The organism is Sporosarcina ureae (genome assembly GCF_002082015.1).
Taxonomy (GTDB): Bacteria; Bacillota; Bacilli; order Bacillales_A; family Planococcaceae; genus Sporosarcina; species Sporosarcina ureae_A.
In genome coordinates, this window is record NZ_CP015109.1 from 3,103,827 (window position 1) to 3,122,553 (window position 18,727).

Annotated in this window: 23 protein-coding genes; all 23 read left to right on the forward strand. The window is 39.9% G+C overall.

What is annotated here, in order from left to right; all coding sequences use genetic code 11:
• Window positions 1–12 precede the first annotated feature (12 nt).
• The 23 genes from SporoP17a_RS15035 to SporoP17a_RS15145 all read left to right on the forward strand — a co-directional run bounded on the left by SporoP17a_RS15035 (window position 13) and on the right by SporoP17a_RS15145 (window position 18,621).
• Window positions 13–384 (forward strand): TIGR02530 family flagellar biosynthesis protein, encoded by a 372-nt coding sequence (locus SporoP17a_RS15035; RefSeq protein WP_083035432.1) that lies wholly within the window; start codon window positions 13–15, stop codon window positions 382–384.
• An 85-nt stretch (window positions 385–469) separates the two neighbouring features.
• The gene (flgG, locus tag SporoP17a_RS15040) at window positions 470–1,279 is read left to right on the forward strand and encodes a flagellar basal body rod protein FlgG (protein ID WP_083035433.1); all 810 of its coding nucleotides are present in this window, start codon (window positions 470–472) and stop codon (window positions 1,277–1,279) included.
• 54 nt (window positions 1,280–1,333) lie between these two features.
• Window positions 1,334–1,558, forward strand: coding sequence for a flagellar FlbD family protein (locus SporoP17a_RS15045; protein WP_083035434.1), 225 nt, complete (start codon window positions 1,334–1,336; stop codon window positions 1,556–1,558).
• Window positions 1,548–1,979: a flagellar basal body-associated protein FliL gene (fliL, locus tag SporoP17a_RS15050; protein ID WP_029053200.1), complete on the forward strand. Its 432-nt coding sequence runs from the start codon at window positions 1,548–1,550 to the stop codon at window positions 1,977–1,979. Before SporoP17a_RS15045 ends, fliL begins: the two co-directional genes overlap by 11 nt.
• A 48-nt stretch (window positions 1,980–2,027) precedes the next feature.
• Window positions 2,028–3,029: a flagellar motor switch protein FliM gene (fliM, locus tag SporoP17a_RS15055; RefSeq protein ID WP_083035435.1), complete on the forward strand. Its 1,002-nt coding sequence runs from the start codon at window positions 2,028–2,030 to the stop codon at window positions 3,027–3,029.
• Complete coding sequence (fliY, locus tag SporoP17a_RS15060) at window positions 3,022–4,203, forward strand: flagellar motor switch phosphatase FliY (RefSeq protein ID WP_083036157.1); 1,182 nt, start codon at window positions 3,022–3,024, stop codon at window positions 4,201–4,203. The genes fliM and fliY overlap by 8 nt, the downstream gene beginning before the upstream one ends.
• Before the next feature lie 22 nt (window positions 4,204–4,225).
• Complete coding sequence (locus SporoP17a_RS15065) at window positions 4,226–4,588, forward strand: response regulator (protein WP_083035436.1); 363 nt, start codon at window positions 4,226–4,228, stop codon at window positions 4,586–4,588.
• A 66-nt stretch (window positions 4,589–4,654) separates the two neighbouring features.
• Window positions 4,655–5,266: a flagellar biosynthetic protein FliO gene (locus SporoP17a_RS15070; RefSeq protein WP_167693450.1), complete on the forward strand. Its 612-nt coding sequence runs from the start codon at window positions 4,655–4,657 to the stop codon at window positions 5,264–5,266.
• Window positions 5,259–5,924: a flagellar type III secretion system pore protein FliP gene (gene fliP / locus SporoP17a_RS15075; RefSeq protein ID WP_083035438.1), complete on the forward strand. Its 666-nt coding sequence runs from the start codon at window positions 5,259–5,261 to the stop codon at window positions 5,922–5,924. Before SporoP17a_RS15070 ends, fliP begins: the two co-directional genes overlap by 8 nt.
• Window positions 5,925–5,936: 12 nt before the next feature.
• Window positions 5,937–6,206: a flagellar biosynthesis protein FliQ gene (fliQ, locus tag SporoP17a_RS15080; RefSeq protein WP_083035439.1), complete on the forward strand. Its 270-nt coding sequence runs from the start codon at window positions 5,937–5,939 to the stop codon at window positions 6,204–6,206.
• A 4-nt stretch (window positions 6,207–6,210) separates the two neighbouring features.
• Window positions 6,211–6,987, forward strand: coding sequence for a flagellar biosynthetic protein FliR (fliR, locus tag SporoP17a_RS15085; protein ID WP_083035440.1), 777 nt, complete (start codon window positions 6,211–6,213; stop codon window positions 6,985–6,987).
• Window positions 6,980–8,071, forward strand: coding sequence for a flagellar biosynthesis protein FlhB (flhB, locus tag SporoP17a_RS15090; protein ID WP_083035441.1), 1,092 nt, complete (start codon window positions 6,980–6,982; stop codon window positions 8,069–8,071). Before fliR ends, flhB begins: the two co-directional genes overlap by 8 nt.
• 24 nt (window positions 8,072–8,095) lie before the next feature.
• A complete protein-coding gene (flhA, locus tag SporoP17a_RS15095; protein WP_083035442.1) occupies window positions 8,096–10,126 on the forward strand; it encodes a flagellar biosynthesis protein FlhA in 2,031 nt (676 codons plus the stop codon).
• Entirely contained in the window at window positions 10,126–11,238 is a 1,113-nt protein-coding gene (gene flhF, locus SporoP17a_RS15100) for a flagellar biosynthesis GTPase FlhF (RefSeq protein WP_083035443.1), read from the forward strand. Before flhA ends, flhF begins: the two co-directional genes overlap by 1 nt.
• Window positions 11,231–12,097, forward strand: a complete 867-nt coding sequence (locus SporoP17a_RS15105) for a MinD/ParA family protein (protein WP_083035444.1) — start codon at window positions 11,231–11,233, stop codon at window positions 12,095–12,097. Before flhF ends, SporoP17a_RS15105 begins: the two co-directional genes overlap by 8 nt.
• A gap of 52 nt (window positions 12,098–12,149) precedes the next feature.
• Window positions 12,150–13,229 carry a protein-glutamate methylesterase/protein-glutamine glutaminase gene (locus SporoP17a_RS15110; RefSeq protein ID WP_237262436.1) on the forward strand — a complete coding sequence of 360 codons (1,080 nt, stop codon included), beginning with the start codon at window positions 12,150–12,152 and terminating at the stop codon, window positions 13,227–13,229.
• 15 nt (window positions 13,230–13,244) lie between these two features.
• A complete protein-coding gene (locus tag SporoP17a_RS15115; RefSeq protein ID WP_083035446.1) occupies window positions 13,245–15,320 on the forward strand; it encodes a chemotaxis protein CheA in 2,076 nt (691 codons plus the stop codon).
• A gap of 13 nt (window positions 15,321–15,333) precedes the next feature.
• Window positions 15,334–15,801 (forward strand): chemotaxis protein CheW, encoded by a 468-nt coding sequence (locus SporoP17a_RS15120; protein WP_083035447.1) that lies wholly within the window; start codon window positions 15,334–15,336, stop codon window positions 15,799–15,801.
• Window positions 15,791–16,423: a chemotaxis protein CheC gene (locus SporoP17a_RS15125; RefSeq protein WP_083035448.1), complete on the forward strand. Its 633-nt coding sequence runs from the start codon at window positions 15,791–15,793 to the stop codon at window positions 16,421–16,423. Before SporoP17a_RS15120 ends, SporoP17a_RS15125 begins: the two co-directional genes overlap by 11 nt.
• On the forward strand, window positions 16,424–16,918 hold the full coding sequence (locus SporoP17a_RS15130; RefSeq protein ID WP_083035449.1) for a chemotaxis protein CheD: 495 nt from the start codon (window positions 16,424–16,426) through the stop codon (window positions 16,916–16,918). It abuts the gene before it with no gap.
• Window positions 16,919–17,034: 116 nt separating this feature from the next.
• Complete coding sequence (locus SporoP17a_RS15135; RefSeq protein ID WP_083035450.1) at window positions 17,035–17,811, forward strand: FliA/WhiG family RNA polymerase sigma factor; 777 nt, start codon at window positions 17,035–17,037, stop codon at window positions 17,809–17,811.
• The gene (locus SporoP17a_RS15140; protein WP_083035451.1) at window positions 17,808–18,104 is read left to right on the forward strand and encodes a hypothetical protein; all 297 of its coding nucleotides are present in this window, start codon (window positions 17,808–17,810) and stop codon (window positions 18,102–18,104) included. Before SporoP17a_RS15135 ends, SporoP17a_RS15140 begins: the two co-directional genes overlap by 4 nt.
• Before the next feature lie 4 nt (window positions 18,105–18,108).
• Window positions 18,109–18,621, forward strand: a complete 513-nt coding sequence (locus tag SporoP17a_RS15145; protein WP_083035452.1) for a hypothetical protein — start codon at window positions 18,109–18,111, stop codon at window positions 18,619–18,621.
• Window positions 18,622–18,727 lie beyond the last annotated feature (106 nt).

Consider the following 18,727-nt stretch of genomic DNA (forward strand, 5'->3'; position numbering starts at 1 on the left):
TGGAGCGATGTCATGAACAAGATCAATGCCCATCGCGTTCCATCACCGCCACTCATACACCAAGGACAGATACAAGCGCAATCTAAGCAGTCATTTCTTGAACACTTACAGCAAGCAACGCAGCCAGAGAAATTAAAAATTAGTAAACATGCGAATGACCGGTTGCAAGAACGTGGCATTCAAATGACCGATGCAGAATGGGCGCGTATTACAGAAAAAATAGACGAGGCGAAGAGGAAAGGAATCCGTGATTCACTCGTGTTAACTGATCAAGCCGCACTCATTGTCAGTGCGAAGAACTCAACCGTGATCACCGCGATGAACCGCATGGAAGCGAAAGATCAACTATTTACGAATATTGACGGCACGATACTACTCAGCTAAACACGGCAGGACCTTAACAGGATGCCAACTGCACCGCCGACTGATTGACGTGGTGCACTCTAAAACCGAGAGGGGAAACTGTACTATGATTCGCTCAATGTACTCAGGAATTTCTGGACTAAAGAACTTCCAAACGAAATTAGATGTAATTGGTAACAATATTGCTAACGTGAATACTTATGGATTTAAGAAGGGGCGTACGGTTTTTAAGGATTTGTATTCGCAGACTGTTGCGGGTGCATCGGAACCTGGTGCAAATCGTGGTGGTGTGAATCCGAAACAGGTTGGTTTAGGATCTCAATTAGCTACCATTGATACTATTCATTCTGGTGGGTCTATGCAGACTACTGGAAATACATTAGATTTGGCTATTGAAGGTGATGGTTTCTTTGTAGTTGAAGATGGAACGCAAAAATTTTATACCAGAGCAGGAAACTTTTATTTAGACGCTGGAGACGGTACAGGAGAAGCCTCTTTGGTAGACGGTGATGGGAGATACGTCTTAAACAGCGATGAAAGTCATATTACAATTCCAATAACGGCTACTTCACTTTCAATTGGTCAAGATGGGAAGGTAGTATTTGTTAATGCTGATGGCGAACTAGATGAACGTGGCCAAGTAGCTGTCGCTAAATTTAACAACTCAGGTGGTCTGACAAAGATTGGCGGTAATCTATATCAGGAATCAGCGAACTCAGGTGCGCCATCTGATCTATTAACTCCTCTTGAAGAAGGAAGAGGAGCGATAAGATCTGGCTCCCTAGAAATGTCCAACGTAGACCTCTCAGAAGAGTTCACAGAAATGATCGTTGCACAACGTGGATTCCAAGCCAACACGCGAATCATCACCACATCAGATGAAATCTTACAAGAACTAGTAAACTTGAAACGATAACATAGCATAGTTTGAAAAGGAGGGTCGGGCCGGCCTTGGCCTGGCCCCTTACATATGATTAAAGTGACAAGATTGAATCGAACGACTTTCACACTCAACGCACTGTACATAGAGAGAGTCGAGTCGTTTCCAGATACGACGATTACGTTGACGACTGGATCAAAGTACGTCGTTCTGGATTCAGCCGAAGAAGTAAACAGCCGGATCATTGAGTTTTATCGTGCAGTCCAGCTACTATCCAATCCGCATATTCGGGGTGATGAAGAAGATGAAGAATAAATTATTGACGATTTCATTGATCATTTTAGTGAGTATTACGTTGATCGGTGTCGTGGCGGTCGTATTGATATTGAATTTCAACAAAGACAGTGACGGAGAAGAAAAAGCACCGTCAATTGATGAAATTATTGAGTCATCAGTGGATATGGAAGAAATTACAACAAACTTATCTGGCCGTAATTTTGTCCGTATCTCTCTGAAAATCCAGACAGACAGTAAAAAGGCAGCAGAAGAATTAACGAAACGCGATTTTCAAGTGAAGAACCTAGCTATTCAAGAACTATCGGAAATGACCACAAAAGATCTTGAAGGGAAAGCGGGAAAACAACAATTTGAAGATACTATTAAAGCGAAGTTAAACGAGCTGATGCAAGATGGTGAAATACAAAAGGTGTATATTGTCTCATATATCATCCAGTGACGGCTGGAGTAATCTACGAGAGAAGTGTGCGCGATGGGAGGTGGACCTATGTCAGCAGATGTACTGTCCCAAAATGAAATAGATGCGCTGCTGTCTGCTTTATCGACGGGTGAAATGTCAGCAGAGGAAATGAAAAAAGAAGAAGAAACTAGAAAAGTACGTGTTTATGACTTTAAACGTGCTCTTCGTTTCTCAAAAGACCAAATTCGTAGTCTGACAAGAATTCATGAAAACTTCGCTAGACTGCTCACGACGTACTTTTCGGCCCAATTGCGTACGTATGTCCAAATCAATGTGATGTCGGTAGATCAGATCCCGTTTGAAGAATTTATTAGCTCGATACCGAATATGACATTAATCAATATCTTCGATGTATCACCGCTCGAAGGGAATATTTTGATGGAAGTCAATCCGAATGTTGCGTATTCGATGTTGGAGCGACTGATGGGTGGTTTTGGATCGAGTTCGGGAAAAGCAGAAAATATGACAGAGATTGAAACGAAGATTTTGACCAATTTATTTGAACGTTCATTTGACAGCTTACGGGAAGCTTGGTCAGGGCTAATTGACATTGATCCGTATCTGACGGAGATGGAAGTCAATCCGCAATTTCTCCAAATGATTTCACCGAACGAAACGGTAATCGTTATTTCATTTAATATTATGATTGGAGAATCGAGTGGCATGATCAACATGTGTATTCCACACGTTGTGTTGGAGCCAATTATTCCGAACCTTTCTGTGCAGTATTGGATGCAGACGAATAAAAAAGAACCTACTGCTGAACAAAGCATAGAATTGGAAAGACGTATTAAAAATGCAACACTCCCTATAGTAGCTGACCTTGGGAAAGGACAAATTTCTATCGAAGATTTCTTGCATCTGCAGCTTGGCGATGTCATTTCACTGGACACAAGCATTGAGGAACCTCTAACGATAAGAATAGGGGAAAGACCTAAATTCACAGCGCAGCCTGGAAAGCTACGTAATCGTATGGCTGTTCAAATACTGGAAATTTTGAATACGGGAGAGGATGACGATGATGAGTGATAATATTCTCTCACAGGAAGAGATTGAAGCGTTGTTACGGGGTGAAACATTAGAACCTACAGAAGCAACTGAACCTGAACCCGAAGTTATCAATATTAGCGATTATTTGACCGAAATGGAGCAAGATGCATTAGGTGAAGTGGGGAATATCTCATTCGGAAGTTCGGCAACTGCACTTTCCGCTTTGCTCGGACAAAAAGTAGAAATTACCACACCACAAATTACATTAATCCAACGTGATAATTTGGAAGATGATTTCGTCCATCCATATGTAGCTATCAAGGTTGAATATACAGAGGGATTAAGCGGAGTCAACTTGTTGGTGATTAAACAAAGTGATGCGGCAATCATTGCAGACCTCATGTTAGGCGGAGATGGGACGGCACCGAATCAAGAACTAAGTGAAATTCACTTGAGCGCAGTGCAAGAAGCGATGAATCAAATGATGGGATCATCAGCGACTTCGATGTCTACTATCTTCAACAAAAAAGTAGATATTTCACCTCCTACTATTGATTTGATGAATATTCAAATAGATCAAGGGACAGAAATTATTCCTGCACATAATTTATTGATTCGTGTGTCCTTCAATTTAAAAGTTGGCGAGTTGATTGATTCTGATATTATGCAATTATTTCCGTTGGAGTTTGGTAAAAAGCTAGTATCTTCACTAATGGGAGAAGAAGAAGCGGCAACTGTGACGGAAGTACCACCTAGTCCGCAAGCACCTCCATACTCTGAACCGGAGCCTGCATATGCACCAGAACCTGCACCTGTACAACCACAATCGCAATCGCAATATCAAGCACCGCCTGTTCAGGAGCCTTCTGCACCTCGACAAACTCAAGCACCAGTGCATGTTCAACAAGCGGAGTTCGCTAGTTTCCAAGCTCCTTCTTTGAATAAGGAAGAATCAAATAATTTAAATTTACTACTTGATATACCCCTTCAAGTAACAGTAGAATTAGGACGTACGAAGCGTTCCGTGAAGGAAATTCTCGAAATGTCTGGAGGTTCAATTATTGAACTAGATAAATTGGCAGGGGAGCCTGTCGATATATTAGTCAATAATCGCTATATTGCAAAAGGGGAAGTAGTCGTCATTGACGAAAACTTTGGAGTCCGCATTACAGATATTTTAAGTCAGATGGATCGGTTAAACAATTTACGATAGAAGATACTTGGAGGGATTAGGAATGGGAAAACGAATTTTGGTAGTAGATGACGCGGCATTTATGCGCATGATGATTAAGGATATCTTAACAAAGAATGATTACGAAGTAGTAGGAGAGGCAGCGGACGGTGCACAAGCTGTCGAAAAGTATAATGAACTGAAGCCCGACTTGGTAACAATGGATATTACGATGCCTGAAATGGACGGCATTGCTGCTCTGAAAGCAATTAAAAGTACGAATCCATCTGCAACTATCATTATGTGTTCCGCAATGGGACAACAAGCAATGGTAATCGATGCAATTCAAGCCGGAGCCAAAGACTTTATCGTTAAACCATTCCAGGCAGACCGTGTGATTGAAGCGATCGACAAAGCGTTGAGCTAACTGTCAATTATGAATGTAAAACGAATAATCCAATGTGTACTACTACTCATTCTGTGTTTTGCCATCATGCCATTTGCTTATGCAGAAACAGATCCTGACGTCAGTGTATCAGACTGTATTGGAAAGAATAAAGACTGCGAAGAAAAAGCACCAGCTGCAGAGAATGATAATCAAAAAGAAGTAACGAATAAGGAATTGGACGAGCCTAAAGGCCTTACAGCAAAAGATTATATTCGAACTCTTTTTGCATTCGTATTTGTAATCGGCTTGCTCGTGTGGTTACTACGTTTCATGAACAAACGTAATAGAAATTTTGACTCCAATCGACTGATGACAAATATGGGCGGAGTTCCGTTGGGTCAAAATAAATCTATTCAACTAGTGAAAATGGGTAATCATTATTTTGTAGTCGGTGTTGGAGAAAATGTACAGCTACTAAGGGAAATTGAAGATCCTGATGAAATTGCTGAGTTGCTCGCACGTTATGATCAAGGCAATGATGTTCAGAAGGGCATATTTTCACAATTATACTCACGGTTTTTCTCAAAAGCCGAGCATCCTCCTTCAGAAGAAGCTACATTCAGTCAATTGTTTTCTTCCAAAATGGATGAAATCAAAGCTGATCGTAAAGAACAATTACAACGTTTAAATAGGAAGGAGAGCGACCGCGATGGTTGATTTTCTGGGCACATTTTCTGACAGTGATCCCACCAATGTCTCTACTTCCATTAAGATGTTGCTATTACTTACGGTGTTGTCACTTGCACCTGCGATTTTAATCCTGATGACTTCGTTTGCCAGGATTATTATTGTTTTATCATTTGTACGGACGGCGCTAGCTACGCAACAAATGCCTCCTAACCAAGTGTTGGTTGGATTAGCATTATTCCTGACATTTTTCATCATGTCGCCTGTGTTATCTCAAGTGAACGAAGAGGCGTTAACACCGTTGTTTGATGAGGAAATCAGTTTAGATGAAGCATATGAACGGGCCAGCGTACCATTTAAAGAATTTATGAGTCAACATACAAGGCAGAAAGATTTAGAATTATTCATGCGTTATAACCAAATGGAGCGACCAGATACGATTGAAGATATCCCGCTTACTATGATGGTACCTGCGTTTGCTCTCAGTGAAATTAAGACCGCATTTCAAATGGGCTTTATGATTTTCATTCCTTTTCTTGTAATTGATATGATTGTTGCCAGTGTGCTCATGTCTATGGGTATGATGATGCTTCCGCCGGTAATGATTTCCTTGCCGTTCAAGATATTATTATTTGTTCTAGTTGACGGTTGGTATCTCATTATCCAGTCATTGCTACAAAGCTTTTAGGGAGGAATTTGAATGACGAGTGAATTTGTTATATCCATTGCAGAACGTTCAGTTTGGGTTATTCTCCTTGCATCAGGACCTCTCCTAATCGTAGCTTTAGTGACAGGACTTGCCGTAAGTATTTTCCAGGCAACTACACAAATTCAAGAGCAAACTTTGGCATTCGTACCGAAAATCGTAGCGGTCATGGTTGCCATCATATTTTTTGGACCTTGGATGTTATCGTACGTAACCAATTATGCGAGCGAAATTTTTTCTAATCTTTCCAGGTATATCGGGTGATTAAATGAATGAACTGATTCCGTCCTTACCTGCATTTTTGCTTATACTAACTCGTGTTACATCTTTTTTTGTAACACTGCCACTATTCTCTTACAAGACCATACCAGCTACGCAACGGTTACTGTTCGGGGCAATATTAGCCTGGATGATGTCATATTCCATCACGATGCCTGAACTGGACATCGATGGTCAATACATATTACTTGTACTTAAAGAAGCGGTAGTCGGCTTATCGATCGGCATTGCCGCTTTTATTATTATGTCGGCTATTCAAGTGGCAGGTGGATTTATTGACTTTCAGATGGGATTTGCCATTGCGAACGTTATTGATCCACAAACAGGCGCACAGTCTCCGTTACTTGGACAGTTTCTTAATTCATTGGCGATGTTGTTGTTACTAGTAGTTAATGGTCATCACTTGCTATTGGATGGAATATTTTACAGTTATGAGTTTGTACCAATCACCGCTATGTGGCCACCTTTTGGCAGTCCTAACATGGCAGAATTTATTGTCTTGACCTTTGCAAAATCATTTGCAATTGCGTTTCAAATGGCGATTCCAGTCGTAGCCACATTATTCCTAGTTGATTTAGCGCTCGGTATAACGGCACGTGCTGTACCACAACTAAATATTTTTGTAGTTGGGTTCCCAATTAAAATTGGTGTCAGTTTCTTGGTAATCGTGACAATGGCCAGTGTATTCATCGTCGTAATGAAGAAAATTTTTGAAGTCATGATTATGACGATGAGAAGTCTCATGATTCTGCTCGGAGGTGGCTGACTTGTTCTTAAGGCTAGATCTGCAATTCTTCGCCGGTGAGAAGACGGAAAAAGCTACTCCGAAAAAGCGAGAAGATTCCAGAAAGAAAGGACAAGTACTAAAGAGTCAAGACGTAACGGCTGCGATTGTACTTCTATCTATTTTTATATTTATGTTCTTTGCCGCAGGTTTTATACGGGATCATTTCTTTGTCTTTTTTCGAGAATCCTTTACACACTTTATTCCCATAAAATCGTTAGATGAAGAACAAGTCATGTTAGTATACATAAGCATTATTAAACAAATGGCGATCATTTTATTGCCAATTATGTTGATAGCAGTTATTGCAAGTATCGTAGCAAACTTGCTACAGTTCGGTCTCTTATTCACTGCTGAAACATTAAAGTTTGATTTGAAGAAAATTGATCCAATTAAAGGATTAAAACGAATTTTTTCTATTCGTGCCATAGTAGAGTTATTGAAATCCATATTGAAAATTTCTTTTATTGGAACCGCTACAACACTTATTGTATGGGGTAACTTGGGGCAAGTGCTCGACTTGGCATTTCGAACACCGCAAGTAACACTAGTGACTGTGGCGAAATTAGTCGGAATGATGGGGATTATTGCCTCATTGGTGTTATTGTTCATTTCTATTTTGGATTTTCTATATCAGAAATTTGATTATGAAAAAAATCTTAAAATGTCTAAGCAAGATATTAAGGATGAAAGTAAAAATATGGACGGTGATCCGCTGATCAAATCGCGTATTAGGCAGCGTCAGCGTGAAATGGCAATGCGTCGAATGATGCAAGAGATACCGGAAGCGGATGTAGTCATCACCAATCCTACCCATTTTGCCATTGCGTTAAAGTACGATGAAGATCAAATGGATTCTCCAGTTGTTGTTGGAAAAGGTGCAGATTTTGTCGCACAAAAAATTAAAATGATCGCGGCCGAGCACGATATTGTCATGGTAGAAAATCGACCTCTAGCACGTGCTATGTATGACGAAGTAGAGATTGGTGATCGAATACCTGAGCAGTTCTTTAAAGCAATTGCAGAAGTTTTAGCGTATGTATATCGAATTCAAAAGAAAATTTAGGTTAGATAAGAAAGTAGGGATGGCATGCAGTTTAAAGATATAGGAGTACTCGCGGCGGTTATTATGATCATTGCGATGCTTGTCATCCCGTTACCACCTTGGTTATTAAGTTTCTTGATTATTATTAACATCACACTTGGGTTAATGGTTTTACTAACTTCCATGAATATGCAGGAAGCACTACAATTCTCTATATTTCCATCGCTATTATTATTACTCACTTTATTTCGTCTAGGATTGAACGTTTCTACAACGCGTGCAATTCTGTCGGAAGGTAACGCAGGTGGAGTGGTTGATACATTTGGTACATTCGTTACCGGTGGAAATATTATTGTAGGACTTGTAGTTTTTGTTATTTTGATCATCATTCAATTTATTGTCATAACAAAAGGATCGGAGCGTGTTTCCGAAGTTGCAGCCCGTTTTACGCTTGATGCTATGCCGGGTAAGCAAATGAGTATTGATGCCGATTTAAACGCAGGAATGATATCCGATATTGAAGCCCGCACACGTCGTGAAAAAGTAAGTAACGAAGCCGATTTCTATGGTGCAATGGATGGTGCAACGAAATTCGTAAAAGGTGATGCTATTGCCGGAATTATCATCGTTATAATCAATTTATTGGTCGGTATGATCATTGGTGTCGTGCAGATGGGATTGCCATTTGCGGAAGCAGCACTTCAATTCTCTACACTTACTGTCGGCGATGGGATTGTTTCTCAAATACCAGCACTGTTGATTTCAACAGCGACAGGTATCGTAGTGACACGTGCTGCATCAGAAGGAAACTTAGGTACAGATATAACGAATCAGTTATTAGGACAGCCTAAATTACTTTATGTAGCATCTATTACCATTCTATTACTAGGTCTCGCTACACCGATTAATGATGTATTAACCATTCCAATTGCGGGTGCATTAGCAATTAGTGCGTTTATGATGTCACGTAAGGAAGACGAAGATCCAGATGAATTATTAGAGATGGAAGAAAATGTAGAGACTGAAGGATTAAAAAAGCCTGAAAATGTCGTAGATCTCTTGAACGTTGATCCCATTGAGTTTGAATTCGGTTATGGACTCATACCACTTGTAGATGCAACACAGGGTGGAGATTTACTGGATCGTGTCGTGATGATTCGTCGTCAGTTGGCGATCGAACTTGGACTTGTCATTCCGGTTGTTCGTATCCGGGATAATATCCAATTACAACCTAACGAATATCGTATCAAAATTAAAGGGAATGAAATGGCTAGAGGAGAATTATTGTTAGATCATTATTTAGCTATGAGTCCTGGGGGCGAGGATTTAATAGAAGGAATAGATACTGTAGAGCCTTCGTTTGGATTGCCAGCAAAATGGATTACGGAAGAAGCGAAAGAAGATGCGGAAATCATGGGCTACACAGTCGTGGATCCACCAAGTGTCGTATCAACACATTTGACTGAAGTCATTCGTGCCAATGCATCCGATTTACTCGGACGTCAGGAAACCAAGCAATTAGTAGATCACGTACATGAAACCTATCCAATTTTGGTTGACGAACTTACGCCCACTCCATTATCTATTGGCGAGATACAAAAAGTACTTGCTAAATTATTGAATGAACAAGTATCTGTCCGCAATTTGCCGATCATTTTTGAGACGCTTGCAGATTATTCAAAGTACACGTCCGATGTCGATGTACTGACAGAATACGTCAGGCAATCATTGGCGCGTCAGATCACGGGCCAATTTGTAGTAGGCAATGGGGTGTTAAAAGTATTAACAGTCTCTGGGAAAGTAGAGAAACTAATTGCTGATAGTATCCAACAGACCGAACAGGGAAACTTCCTTTCCATTGATCCTTCGCAATCTCAAATGATACTGGAGCGGATTGCGCAAGAAGTCGAACGGGTAGCGATGTTGGATCAATCACCTGTTATCTTATGTTCACCTGCTATTCGTATGTACTTACGTCAAATTACGGAGCGGTATTTCCCGCAAATACCTATACTGTCTTATAATGAATTGGAAGCATCAGTGGAAGTCCAAAGTGTAGGGGTGGTGGATATTTAATGAAAATGAAAAAGTATACAGCATCTACTATGGTCGAAGCTATGGCAAAAGTTCGTGAAGATTTTGGAGACGATGCGGTCATTCTAAGCTCAAACGTTACAAAAACAAAAGGCTTTTTGGGTCTGTTTCGTAAACGTTTAGTAGAAGTGGTCGCAAGCCATGATAAAACAAGTCTTCAACGTTCCTATGAATCTCCAGTAGGTTCTGTGCAACCTGTTGCGGAACCTAAAACTGTTGAACGCATGCGAGACGAAATGCGTGAGATTAAACAAATATTGAAAGATATACAGCAAGTAGATCATACATTTGAGAAATATCCTGATGAACTATTACCCATATTGAAGAAATTACAGATGCAAGGTCTAAGTAATGAATATATCTCAGAGATTGGCAATCTAGTGTTCAATCGAATGAAGCAAGATAAGATCGACTTTACTGAAGAGCAACAGATGGAATTGATTAAAACGTGGTTCAGTGATCGCTTTCACAATATACCATTCGGTGGGATCTCTTATCAGAAAAAATTTATAAATGTACTTGGTCCGACGGGTGTAGGGAAAACAACGACTATTGCGAAAATCGCTGCACGCGCATTATTAGAAGAAAAAAAGAAGGTCGGTTTTATCACGACCGATACGTATCGAATTGCGGCAATTGAACAGTTACGAACATACGCCAATTTACTTCAAGCGCCGGTCGAAATTGCCTATAACGAAGAAGATTTCCGCACCGCAATCGAAAAATTAAAAGATCGTGATCTCATATTTATCGATACAGCAGGAAGAAACTACAAAGAAGCAAAATACGTCGATGATTTATCGAGTCTCATTGATTTTTCATTAGATATGGAAACGTTTCTTGTGTTATCTACTACATCAAAAGAACAAGATATGGACACGATCATTAGACAATTTGATAAGTTTCCAATCACCAAAATCATATTTACGAAAACCGATGAAACCAATTCAGTTGGGTCGATTATTAATTTGATGCTGAAATACAGTTTAGGAATGGCATACTTCACTGATGGACAAGAAGTACCTGAGGATTTGACAGAAGCCAGTTTGGAAAAGGTATTGGATCTTCTATTGGCGGGTGATACACGTGCATGATCAGGCGGAAGAATTGCGACTAAAAATGATGAAAAGTCAAAGACCGATGGCTCGCTCAATTGCCATCGTCAGTGGTAAAGGCGGGGTAGGTAAATCGAACTTCACTGCTAATTTCTCATATGCACTCGTAGCAAAAGGCAAAAAAGTATTAATTATGGACATGGATATCGGAATGGGTAATATTCATATATTATTTGGGGCTACACCAACGTATCATCTAAAAGATTATTTGACTGATCAGCAACCATTACAGAATGTCGTGACACCAATTGAAGAAAATCTTGCATTTATCGCGGGTGGATCGGGACTGGAAAATGTGGTGGAGTGGTCGGATAAGATGTTCGAACGATTAATAGAAGCTTTCTCTGTTTTACAGATGGATTATGATGTCATATTGTTCGATATGGGTGCAGGAGCCACGAAGAGTTCAATCGACTTGATTTTGGCGATGGATGAAATTATTTTAATCGCGACACCGGAGCCTACTTCTGTTACAGATGCATATTCGATGATCAAATTCATCTGTCTTCAAGATGCGACCAAAGCTATTCACATAGTGAGTAACCGGGTTTTAAAGGAGACAGATGGACGTGATTCCGTGGCGCGCCTTCAACTAGCTATGCGAAAATTTCTATTCGTAGATACTAATGTTTTAGGGTTTTTACCGGACGACATCCATGTTCGTAATGCAGTAATCGCTCAGATCCCTTTCGTTAAATTGTATCCTAATGCAAAAGTTAGCAAGCGAATGCTAGCGATTACGGACACATTTATACACGGCAACAAACCATTCACATCTATTGAAACCTCTGGATTCTTAGATAAAATTAAAGGTGTTTTTTTGAAGGGGCGTGTGTAATTTGATCATCACAAAGAAAAAACGAATTCTCGTTGTAGATGACTCGGCTTTTATGCGGAAGTTAATTTCTGATATGTTGAATAAACATCCCATGATGGAAGTGATCGGCATTGCTAGAAATGGCAAAGACGCAGTGGAAAAAGTACGTGATCTTCAGCCGGACGTTATTACGATGGACATTGAAATGCCTATAATGAATGGGCTGGAAGCGTTAAAGTTCATTATGAATCAAATGCCGACCCCTGTAGTGATATTATCAAGTACGACCAAACATAATACAGAAAATGCAGTGTTGGCGATAGAATACGGAGCTGTCGATGTGATAGCCAAACCAGGTGGTGCTATTTCACTAAATCTTCATGAAATTGAAAAAGAAATTGTGGAGAAAGTATTTGCAGCATCAAGTGTAGTCATCCAAACATTGACGCGGCAAATAACGCCGACACAAAAACGTCAAGCAGCTACAACAAGCAAACCAAACTTCGAGAATGAAGACAGTACCATTCCAATATTATCTGAGCACGCAGTAAAAATACCTGAAAAAAAGACACTTATTGCTAAGAAGTTTGTTATAATAGGTACATCGACTGGTGGACCAAGGGCCTTGCAAGAAGTTATTACAAAGTTTCCAACAGATTTTCCATATCCGATTCTAATTGTCCAGCATATGCCACCTGGATTCACTAAATCTTTAGCTGAACGACTAAATGGTCTGAGTGAGATAACAGTTAAAGAAGCTGAACACGGCGAACCGATTGAAAATGGTACAGCTTATATCGCGCCAGGCGGCTTACATTTGAAGTTTGAGAAATCTAGAACAGGTTATCAAATTGTTTTAGACAGAGATGAGGCACCTCGTTCTGGACATCGCCCCGCAGTAAACGTGTTATTAGAATCAGCATCAACACACAAAGAACTACAATATGTTACAGCGATCATGACAGGCATGGGTTATGACGGCAAAGAAGGTATGGAATTATTACGTGCTTCATGTAAGACGATTACTATAGCGGAATCCAAAAACACGTCCGTTGTATATGGAATGCCTAAAGCTATAATTGATGCAGGTCTCAGCGACGAAATTAAAGACGTACAACAGATCGCCAAAGCAATAATAGGAAATTTGAAGTAATTAGGGGGCTTTACAATGGATGTAAGTCAGTATTTGGATATGTTCATCGAAGAGAGTAAAGAACACTTGCAAGCTTGTAGTGAACAGTTGCTGGCGCTAGAGAATAATCCGGATGACCTGGCAATTGTCAATGAAGTCTTTAGAGCGGCACATACGCTTAAGGGAATGTCAGCAACAATGGGATACGAAGACATTGCAAATTTGACACATAAAATGGAGAATGTCCTGGATGCAATTCGAAACTCGAAGATCCGTGTTACAACAGAAATTTTAGATGTGGTATTTGAAGCTGTCGATGATCTCGAACTAATGGTACAAGACATCGAATCAGGTGGTGACGGAAAAAAAGACGTCAGCAAGTTAGTAGACACTCTTAATCGAATTGAAGCCGGACAACCACTTGATTTAACCACTGAGCCTGCAGCAACCACTGAGGAGGCAACGACTGAAGTCGTAACTACGACAGGAATTCATTACGATGAGTTTGAGTTGACGGTTATTTCTCAATCTGCTGAGCAAGGTTTTAATGCATTAGAAATCACAGTCACACTGCGTGATGATTGCTTATTGAAAGTAGCCCGGGTATTCATGACATTTGAAATTTTGGAAAAGTCAGGCGAAGTGATCAAAACGATTCCTACAGTAGAACAATTAGAAAATGAAGATTTTGATCAGAAATTTACGATTGTGTTATTGACTCAAGAAGACGCTGAAGATCTAAAGGCTAAAGTACTGAAAGTTTCTGAAATAGAAGATGTACATATTACACACATCACAGACGAATATGTGCGGAAATATAAGCAAGCTTTATTGAATGAAAGTGATATTGATACCGAACCAGAAGTTATAGATACTACAATTACGCCTATGGTTCAAGATATGATAACGAAAGAAGCACCAAAAGAAGCAATAAAAACCAAAAAGACGGCATCTTCCAATTCCAATAAAACCATCCGGGTAAATATCGATCGACTCGATATTTTGATGAACTTATTTGAAGAGCTTGTCATTGACCGTGGTCGACTTCAATCGATTGCTAGTGAATTGCATAATCCTGAATTGAATGAATCCGTAGAAAGAATGACACGAGTATCTGGTGACTTGCAAAACATCATTTTAAATATGCGAATGGTACCTGTCGAAACAGTCTTCAATAGATTCCCTAAAATGGTTAGGCAATTAGCACGTGACCTCAATAAGAAAATCGATTTGGAAATTATCGGTGCTGAAACAGAGCTGGACCGTACCGTAATAGATGAAATTGGAGATCCGCTCGTTCATTTAATACGGAATGCACTAGATCATGGTATCGAAACGCCAGAAGAACGGATTGCGAATGGCAAGCCAGAGATTGGCACTGTCACATTACGTGCCTATCATTCGGGTAACCATGTATTTATCGAGCTCGAAGATGATGGAGCCGGTGTAAATCGTGAACGCGTCGTAGGTAAAGCGATTGAACGTGGTATTGTCAGTCCGGAAGCTGCCGATTCATTGACGAATAAACAAGTAGCAGAATTGATATTAGCTTCAGGGTTTTCTACTGCAGCTTCCATTACAGATGTGTCAGGTCGAGGTGTGGGTCTGGATGTAGTGAAAAACACGATTGAATCACTAGGTGGACATATTTCTATTGATTCCACTGAAGGAAAAGGTTCGTTATTCCAAGTGCAGTTACCTCTCACTCTATCTATTATTTCGGTAATGTTAGTAGAGTTAGATGAAGAAGTGTATGCTATCCCTTTGTCTTCTATAATCGAAACTGCCATTATTCAAAAGGCAGATATTTTAAATGCTCACAATCAACCAGTGATCGACTTCCGTGGAACAATTGTGCCGTTGGTGGACTTAAAGGATATATTTGAAATGAAGAATAGAAGTAATGAAGAAGATGAGTTCCAATCGATCGTAATTGTTCGTAAAGGTGAAAATTTAGCTGGGTTAGTAGTAGATTCATTTATTGGCCAACAGGAAATTGTACTGAAATCACTCGGAGAATATTTACAGAGTGTCTTTGCGATATCAGGTGCTACGATTTTAGGAAATGGTCAAGTAGCATTAATCGTGGACTGTAATGCATTGATTAAATAATCGAGGTGAAGACATGACAAAAGCAACAGAAGTAAGCGACATGAAAGTGATCGTCTTCCAGTTGATGAATAAAGAATATGCAATTGGCCTTGACGTAGTAGAATCCATCGAGAAATCACTATCGATTACACGTGTACCCCGTATGCCTTCGTATGTTAAAGGAGTGTTAAATTTACGTGGAGTAGTGACACCGGTAGTGGACTTACGTGAACGGTTTGATATGGAGTATAAAGAGTTTGATGAAACGAGTTGTATTATTATCGTTTCGCATGCAGGTTCAGAAGTCGGATTAATTGTAGATGATGCGAATGACGTGATGGATGTTCCAACCAGTGCAATAGGCCCTCAACCCGAAGTAGTGGGATCTGTGGAATCCGAATTCATTTCAGGTGTGGCGAAAGTTGGGAAGCGATTGCTGGTCATGCTGAATTTGGAAAAAGTCCTTCAACCGATAAAGAAGGGGAATTCGGATGAATTCTAAAAACGACATTACAGAAATGCACCTTGATGTCTTAAAAGAAATCGGGAATATTGGAGCAGCACATGCTGCAACATCACTATCCCAGTTGCTAGGTCAGAAAATAGATATGCGGGTACCTAAAGTTGAATTGGTTACATTTGATGAAATGTTTGATTTAGCAGGTGGTACTGAGAAAGTAGTGGCAGGTATTTTTCTCCGTATCGAAGGAGATTTGACTGGCACAATGTTTTTTGTACTGACCATTGAATCGGCTACACAATTTATTCGCAAATTAACAGGGGACGTAGCGTTTACATTCACCGACGTAGAGGATTTGGGAATGGGTGCTTCTGCGCTTCAAGAGTTGGGAAACATACTGTCTGGTTCTTATCTATCAGCGCTTTCTGATTTCACTTCATTAAATATCTATCCAACTGTACCTTCATTAAGTATAGATATGGTGGGGGCTATTGTTAGCTTTGGCCTAATTGAAGTATCTCAATACAGTGATGAAGTCATCGTCATTGAGACGGAAATATTACAGGAGGGGAAACAAGGTGTTTCGAGTTTAGCGGGCCACTTCTTCTTGTTACCTGATCCACCGTCTTATCGCACGATCTTCAGTTCGTTGGGTGTCTTATAGATGGTCAGCGTTCAAACAGTAGTGCGTGTAGGGATTGCGGATATGAACATCGCAAAATCTCCTCAAACGATTCGCACATCAGGGCTGGGATCTTGTGTTGGTGTAGTACTATATGATTCTTCGAAGAAAATAGCAGGTATGGTACATGTCATGTTACCTGACAGTGAGTTGGGCAAATCAACAAAACTGAACGTGGCGAAATTCGCAGATACGGGCATCCATGCTATGTTGGAGTTATTGAAAGCAGAAGGGGTTAGGCCTTTCAGTATTAAAGCAAAAATTGCTGGCGGTGCACAAATGTTTCAGTTCGGTTCAAATGATACGATACGTATCGGTCCGCGTAATGTAGAAGCAGTAAAAAAAGAATTAAAGAGATATTCGATCCCGATTATTGCAGAAGATACAGGTGGATCGAGCGGACGCACAATTGAATTTGATCCAGATACGAACATCCTGTATGTTCGTACCGTCAATGCTGGAACACAGGAAATTTAACAGTATGAACGAAGGCGGCTAATACATTAGTCGCCTTTATCTATTGTAATTTGTTATACTTATACATAAAGAGACAAAATCGGTAGAAAGAACCTGAGGGGAAAGGCGTGAATTCGATGACAAATCAAGATGTAACCGAACGGCATCAGTGGAAGTTATGGATTGAAAATCGTGATCCTGATGCAGGTGATACGTTAGTTCGAATGTATACACCGCTTGTGAATTATCATGTTCAACGAATCAGTGCTGGACTGCCGAAAAACGTATCACGTGATGAAATCAAATCTCTTGGCTATCAAGGGCTTTTCGATGCACTAACAAAATTCGATCCATCCCGTGACTTGAAATTTGACACATATGCCTCATTTCGGATTCGGGGTACCATTATAGATGGTTTGCGAAAAGAAGATTGGTTATCACGCTCTTCGAGAGAAAAAACTAAAAAAATGGATGAAGAAATTAGTAAGCTCGAACAAACCTACTTGCGAACTGTGACGCCTGAAGAAGTAGCAGACCACTTAGGCATTACAACAGATCAAGTCTACCAAACTGTCCATGAACAGTATTTTGCCAATGTACTATCCATTGATGAAAAAATGAATGATGACGATGACCAAGATCAAACTTTTGTATTGCAAGACGAACAAGCGAAAACACCCGAACAACAAGCCGTCAAAGGTGAATTAATTGAAGAGTTAATAGTAAAGATCAAAGAACTGAATGAAAATGAACAATTAGTACTTAGTTTGTTTTATCAAGAAGATATGACGCTGACGGAAATCGGAGAAATATTAAGTTTGTCTACATCTAGGATCTCTCAAATACATTCAAAAGCATTATTTAAGCTCCGGTCGCTGCTAGCGGCTGAAATTACGGATGGAGGGATTTTATGAGTTTGAAAGCGATTGAACTTCAAATAGCGATCCCGAAAACATTTGAAGCAGGTAAAATAGCTGAGCAAAAGCAGCAACAGTCTCAACTTGCTCAAGATAATGCTAATATGCAAACAGAAAAGCAAACGCTAAAAAGCCGAGAAATGGTTTTGGAATCTGAACCATATGCAAAGTTAGATGGGGACGATCAGCAACCTGATGAACAGTCTCAACGACAACTAGAAAAAATAGAGAAAGAACAACAGCAAGCCAAGCATCCATTTAAAGGTTCGTTTGTTGATTACAGCGGGTAATGTCATGGGGATTTTATTAGCTCTTTTATTCATTCTACAAATCATTGGTTTTCTGGTCATGACATTGCTGTATGTAAAAATATCAAAATTCAATAATTTGGAAAAGAAACAACAACAGCTCATGAAAGAAATGGATCAGTCCATACTGGCTTATTTAGAAGAAATCAAAGAAGAAAACGACCGTTTGATTCATCAATTGAATCAGCGAACGGAAGATCAAATGAAGCACACTTCAAATTTAGCGCCAAGAGAGCAGTCAACATCAAAAAGTGTTGAAGTACCTGAACCACAACCGAAGCCGCATCCGGTTCCTGTACATTTTGCTTTACGTTCCTATCAAAAGATGGCGGAAATTGAAAAGGGTGAAATAGAAACGAAGCCAGACTCAAACCTTAAACCACTTAGTGACAGACAGAAAGCGAAACAGCTTTATGCAGAAGGTACACCCATAGTAGATATAGCAAGAGAGTTGAAAAAAGGTAAGACAGAAATCGAATTGTTGTTAAAGTTTGACTGAAATTAAACACAGGAGTTGCAAACAACGTAGAATTGTGTTAATTTAATAGATGGTATTACTACACACGCGTGCGGATGAATGAGTGGGTGCCATTATGGTCACTTAT

Excerpts from the sequence above, each read along its gene's own strand:
- fliY (WP_083036157.1), top strand. The coding sequence starts at position 3,022 with ATGAGTGATAATATTCTCTCACAGGAAGAGATTGAAGCGTTGTTACGG.
- SporoP17a_RS15125 (WP_083035448.1), top strand. The coding sequence starts at position 15,791 with ATGAATTCTAAAAACGACATTACAGAAATGCACCTTGATGTCTTAAAA.
- SporoP17a_RS15045 (WP_083035434.1), top strand. The coding sequence starts at position 1,334 with ATGATTAAAGTGACAAGATTGAATCGAACGACTTTCACACTCAACGCA.
- SporoP17a_RS15130 (WP_083035449.1), top strand. The coding sequence starts at position 16,424 with ATGGTCAGCGTTCAAACAGTAGTGCGTGTAGGGATTGCGGATATGAAC.
- flhF (WP_083035443.1), top strand. The coding sequence starts at position 10,126 with ATGAAAATGAAAAAGTATACAGCATCTACTATGGTCGAAGCTATGGCA.
- SporoP17a_RS15140 (WP_083035451.1), top strand. The coding sequence starts at position 17,808 with ATGAGTTTGAAAGCGATTGAACTTCAAATAGCGATCCCGAAAACATTT.
- flgG (WP_083035433.1), top strand. The coding sequence starts at position 470 with ATGATTCGCTCAATGTACTCAGGAATTTCTGGACTAAAGAACTTCCAA.
- SporoP17a_RS15110 (WP_237262436.1), top strand. The coding sequence starts at position 12,150 with ATGCGGAAGTTAATTTCTGATATGTTGAATAAACATCCCATGATGGAA.
- SporoP17a_RS15145 (WP_083035452.1), top strand. The coding sequence starts at position 18,109 with ATGGGGATTTTATTAGCTCTTTTATTCATTCTACAAATCATTGGTTTT.
- fliQ (WP_083035439.1), top strand. The coding sequence starts at position 5,937 with ATGACGAGTGAATTTGTTATATCCATTGCAGAACGTTCAGTTTGGGTT.
- SporoP17a_RS15070 (WP_167693450.1), top strand. The coding sequence starts at position 4,655 with ATGCCATTTGCTTATGCAGAAACAGATCCTGACGTCAGTGTATCAGAC.
- flhA (WP_083035442.1), top strand. The coding sequence starts at position 8,096 with ATGCAGTTTAAAGATATAGGAGTACTCGCGGCGGTTATTATGATCATT.
- SporoP17a_RS15035 (WP_083035432.1), top strand. The coding sequence starts at position 13 with ATGAACAAGATCAATGCCCATCGCGTTCCATCACCGCCACTCATACAC.
- fliP (WP_083035438.1), top strand. The coding sequence starts at position 5,259 with ATGGTTGATTTTCTGGGCACATTTTCTGACAGTGATCCCACCAATGTC.
- fliL (WP_029053200.1), top strand. The coding sequence starts at position 1,548 with ATGAAGAATAAATTATTGACGATTTCATTGATCATTTTAGTGAGTATT.
- fliR (WP_083035440.1), top strand. The coding sequence starts at position 6,211 with ATGAATGAACTGATTCCGTCCTTACCTGCATTTTTGCTTATACTAACT.
- fliM (WP_083035435.1), top strand. The coding sequence starts at position 2,028 with ATGTCAGCAGATGTACTGTCCCAAAATGAAATAGATGCGCTGCTGTCT.
- SporoP17a_RS15065 (WP_083035436.1), top strand. The coding sequence starts at position 4,226 with ATGGGAAAACGAATTTTGGTAGTAGATGACGCGGCATTTATGCGCATG.
- SporoP17a_RS15115 (WP_083035446.1), top strand. The coding sequence starts at position 13,245 with ATGGATGTAAGTCAGTATTTGGATATGTTCATCGAAGAGAGTAAAGAA.
- SporoP17a_RS15135 (WP_083035450.1), top strand. The coding sequence starts at position 17,035 with ATGACAAATCAAGATGTAACCGAACGGCATCAGTGGAAGTTATGGATT.
- SporoP17a_RS15120 (WP_083035447.1), top strand. The coding sequence starts at position 15,334 with ATGACAAAAGCAACAGAAGTAAGCGACATGAAAGTGATCGTCTTCCAG.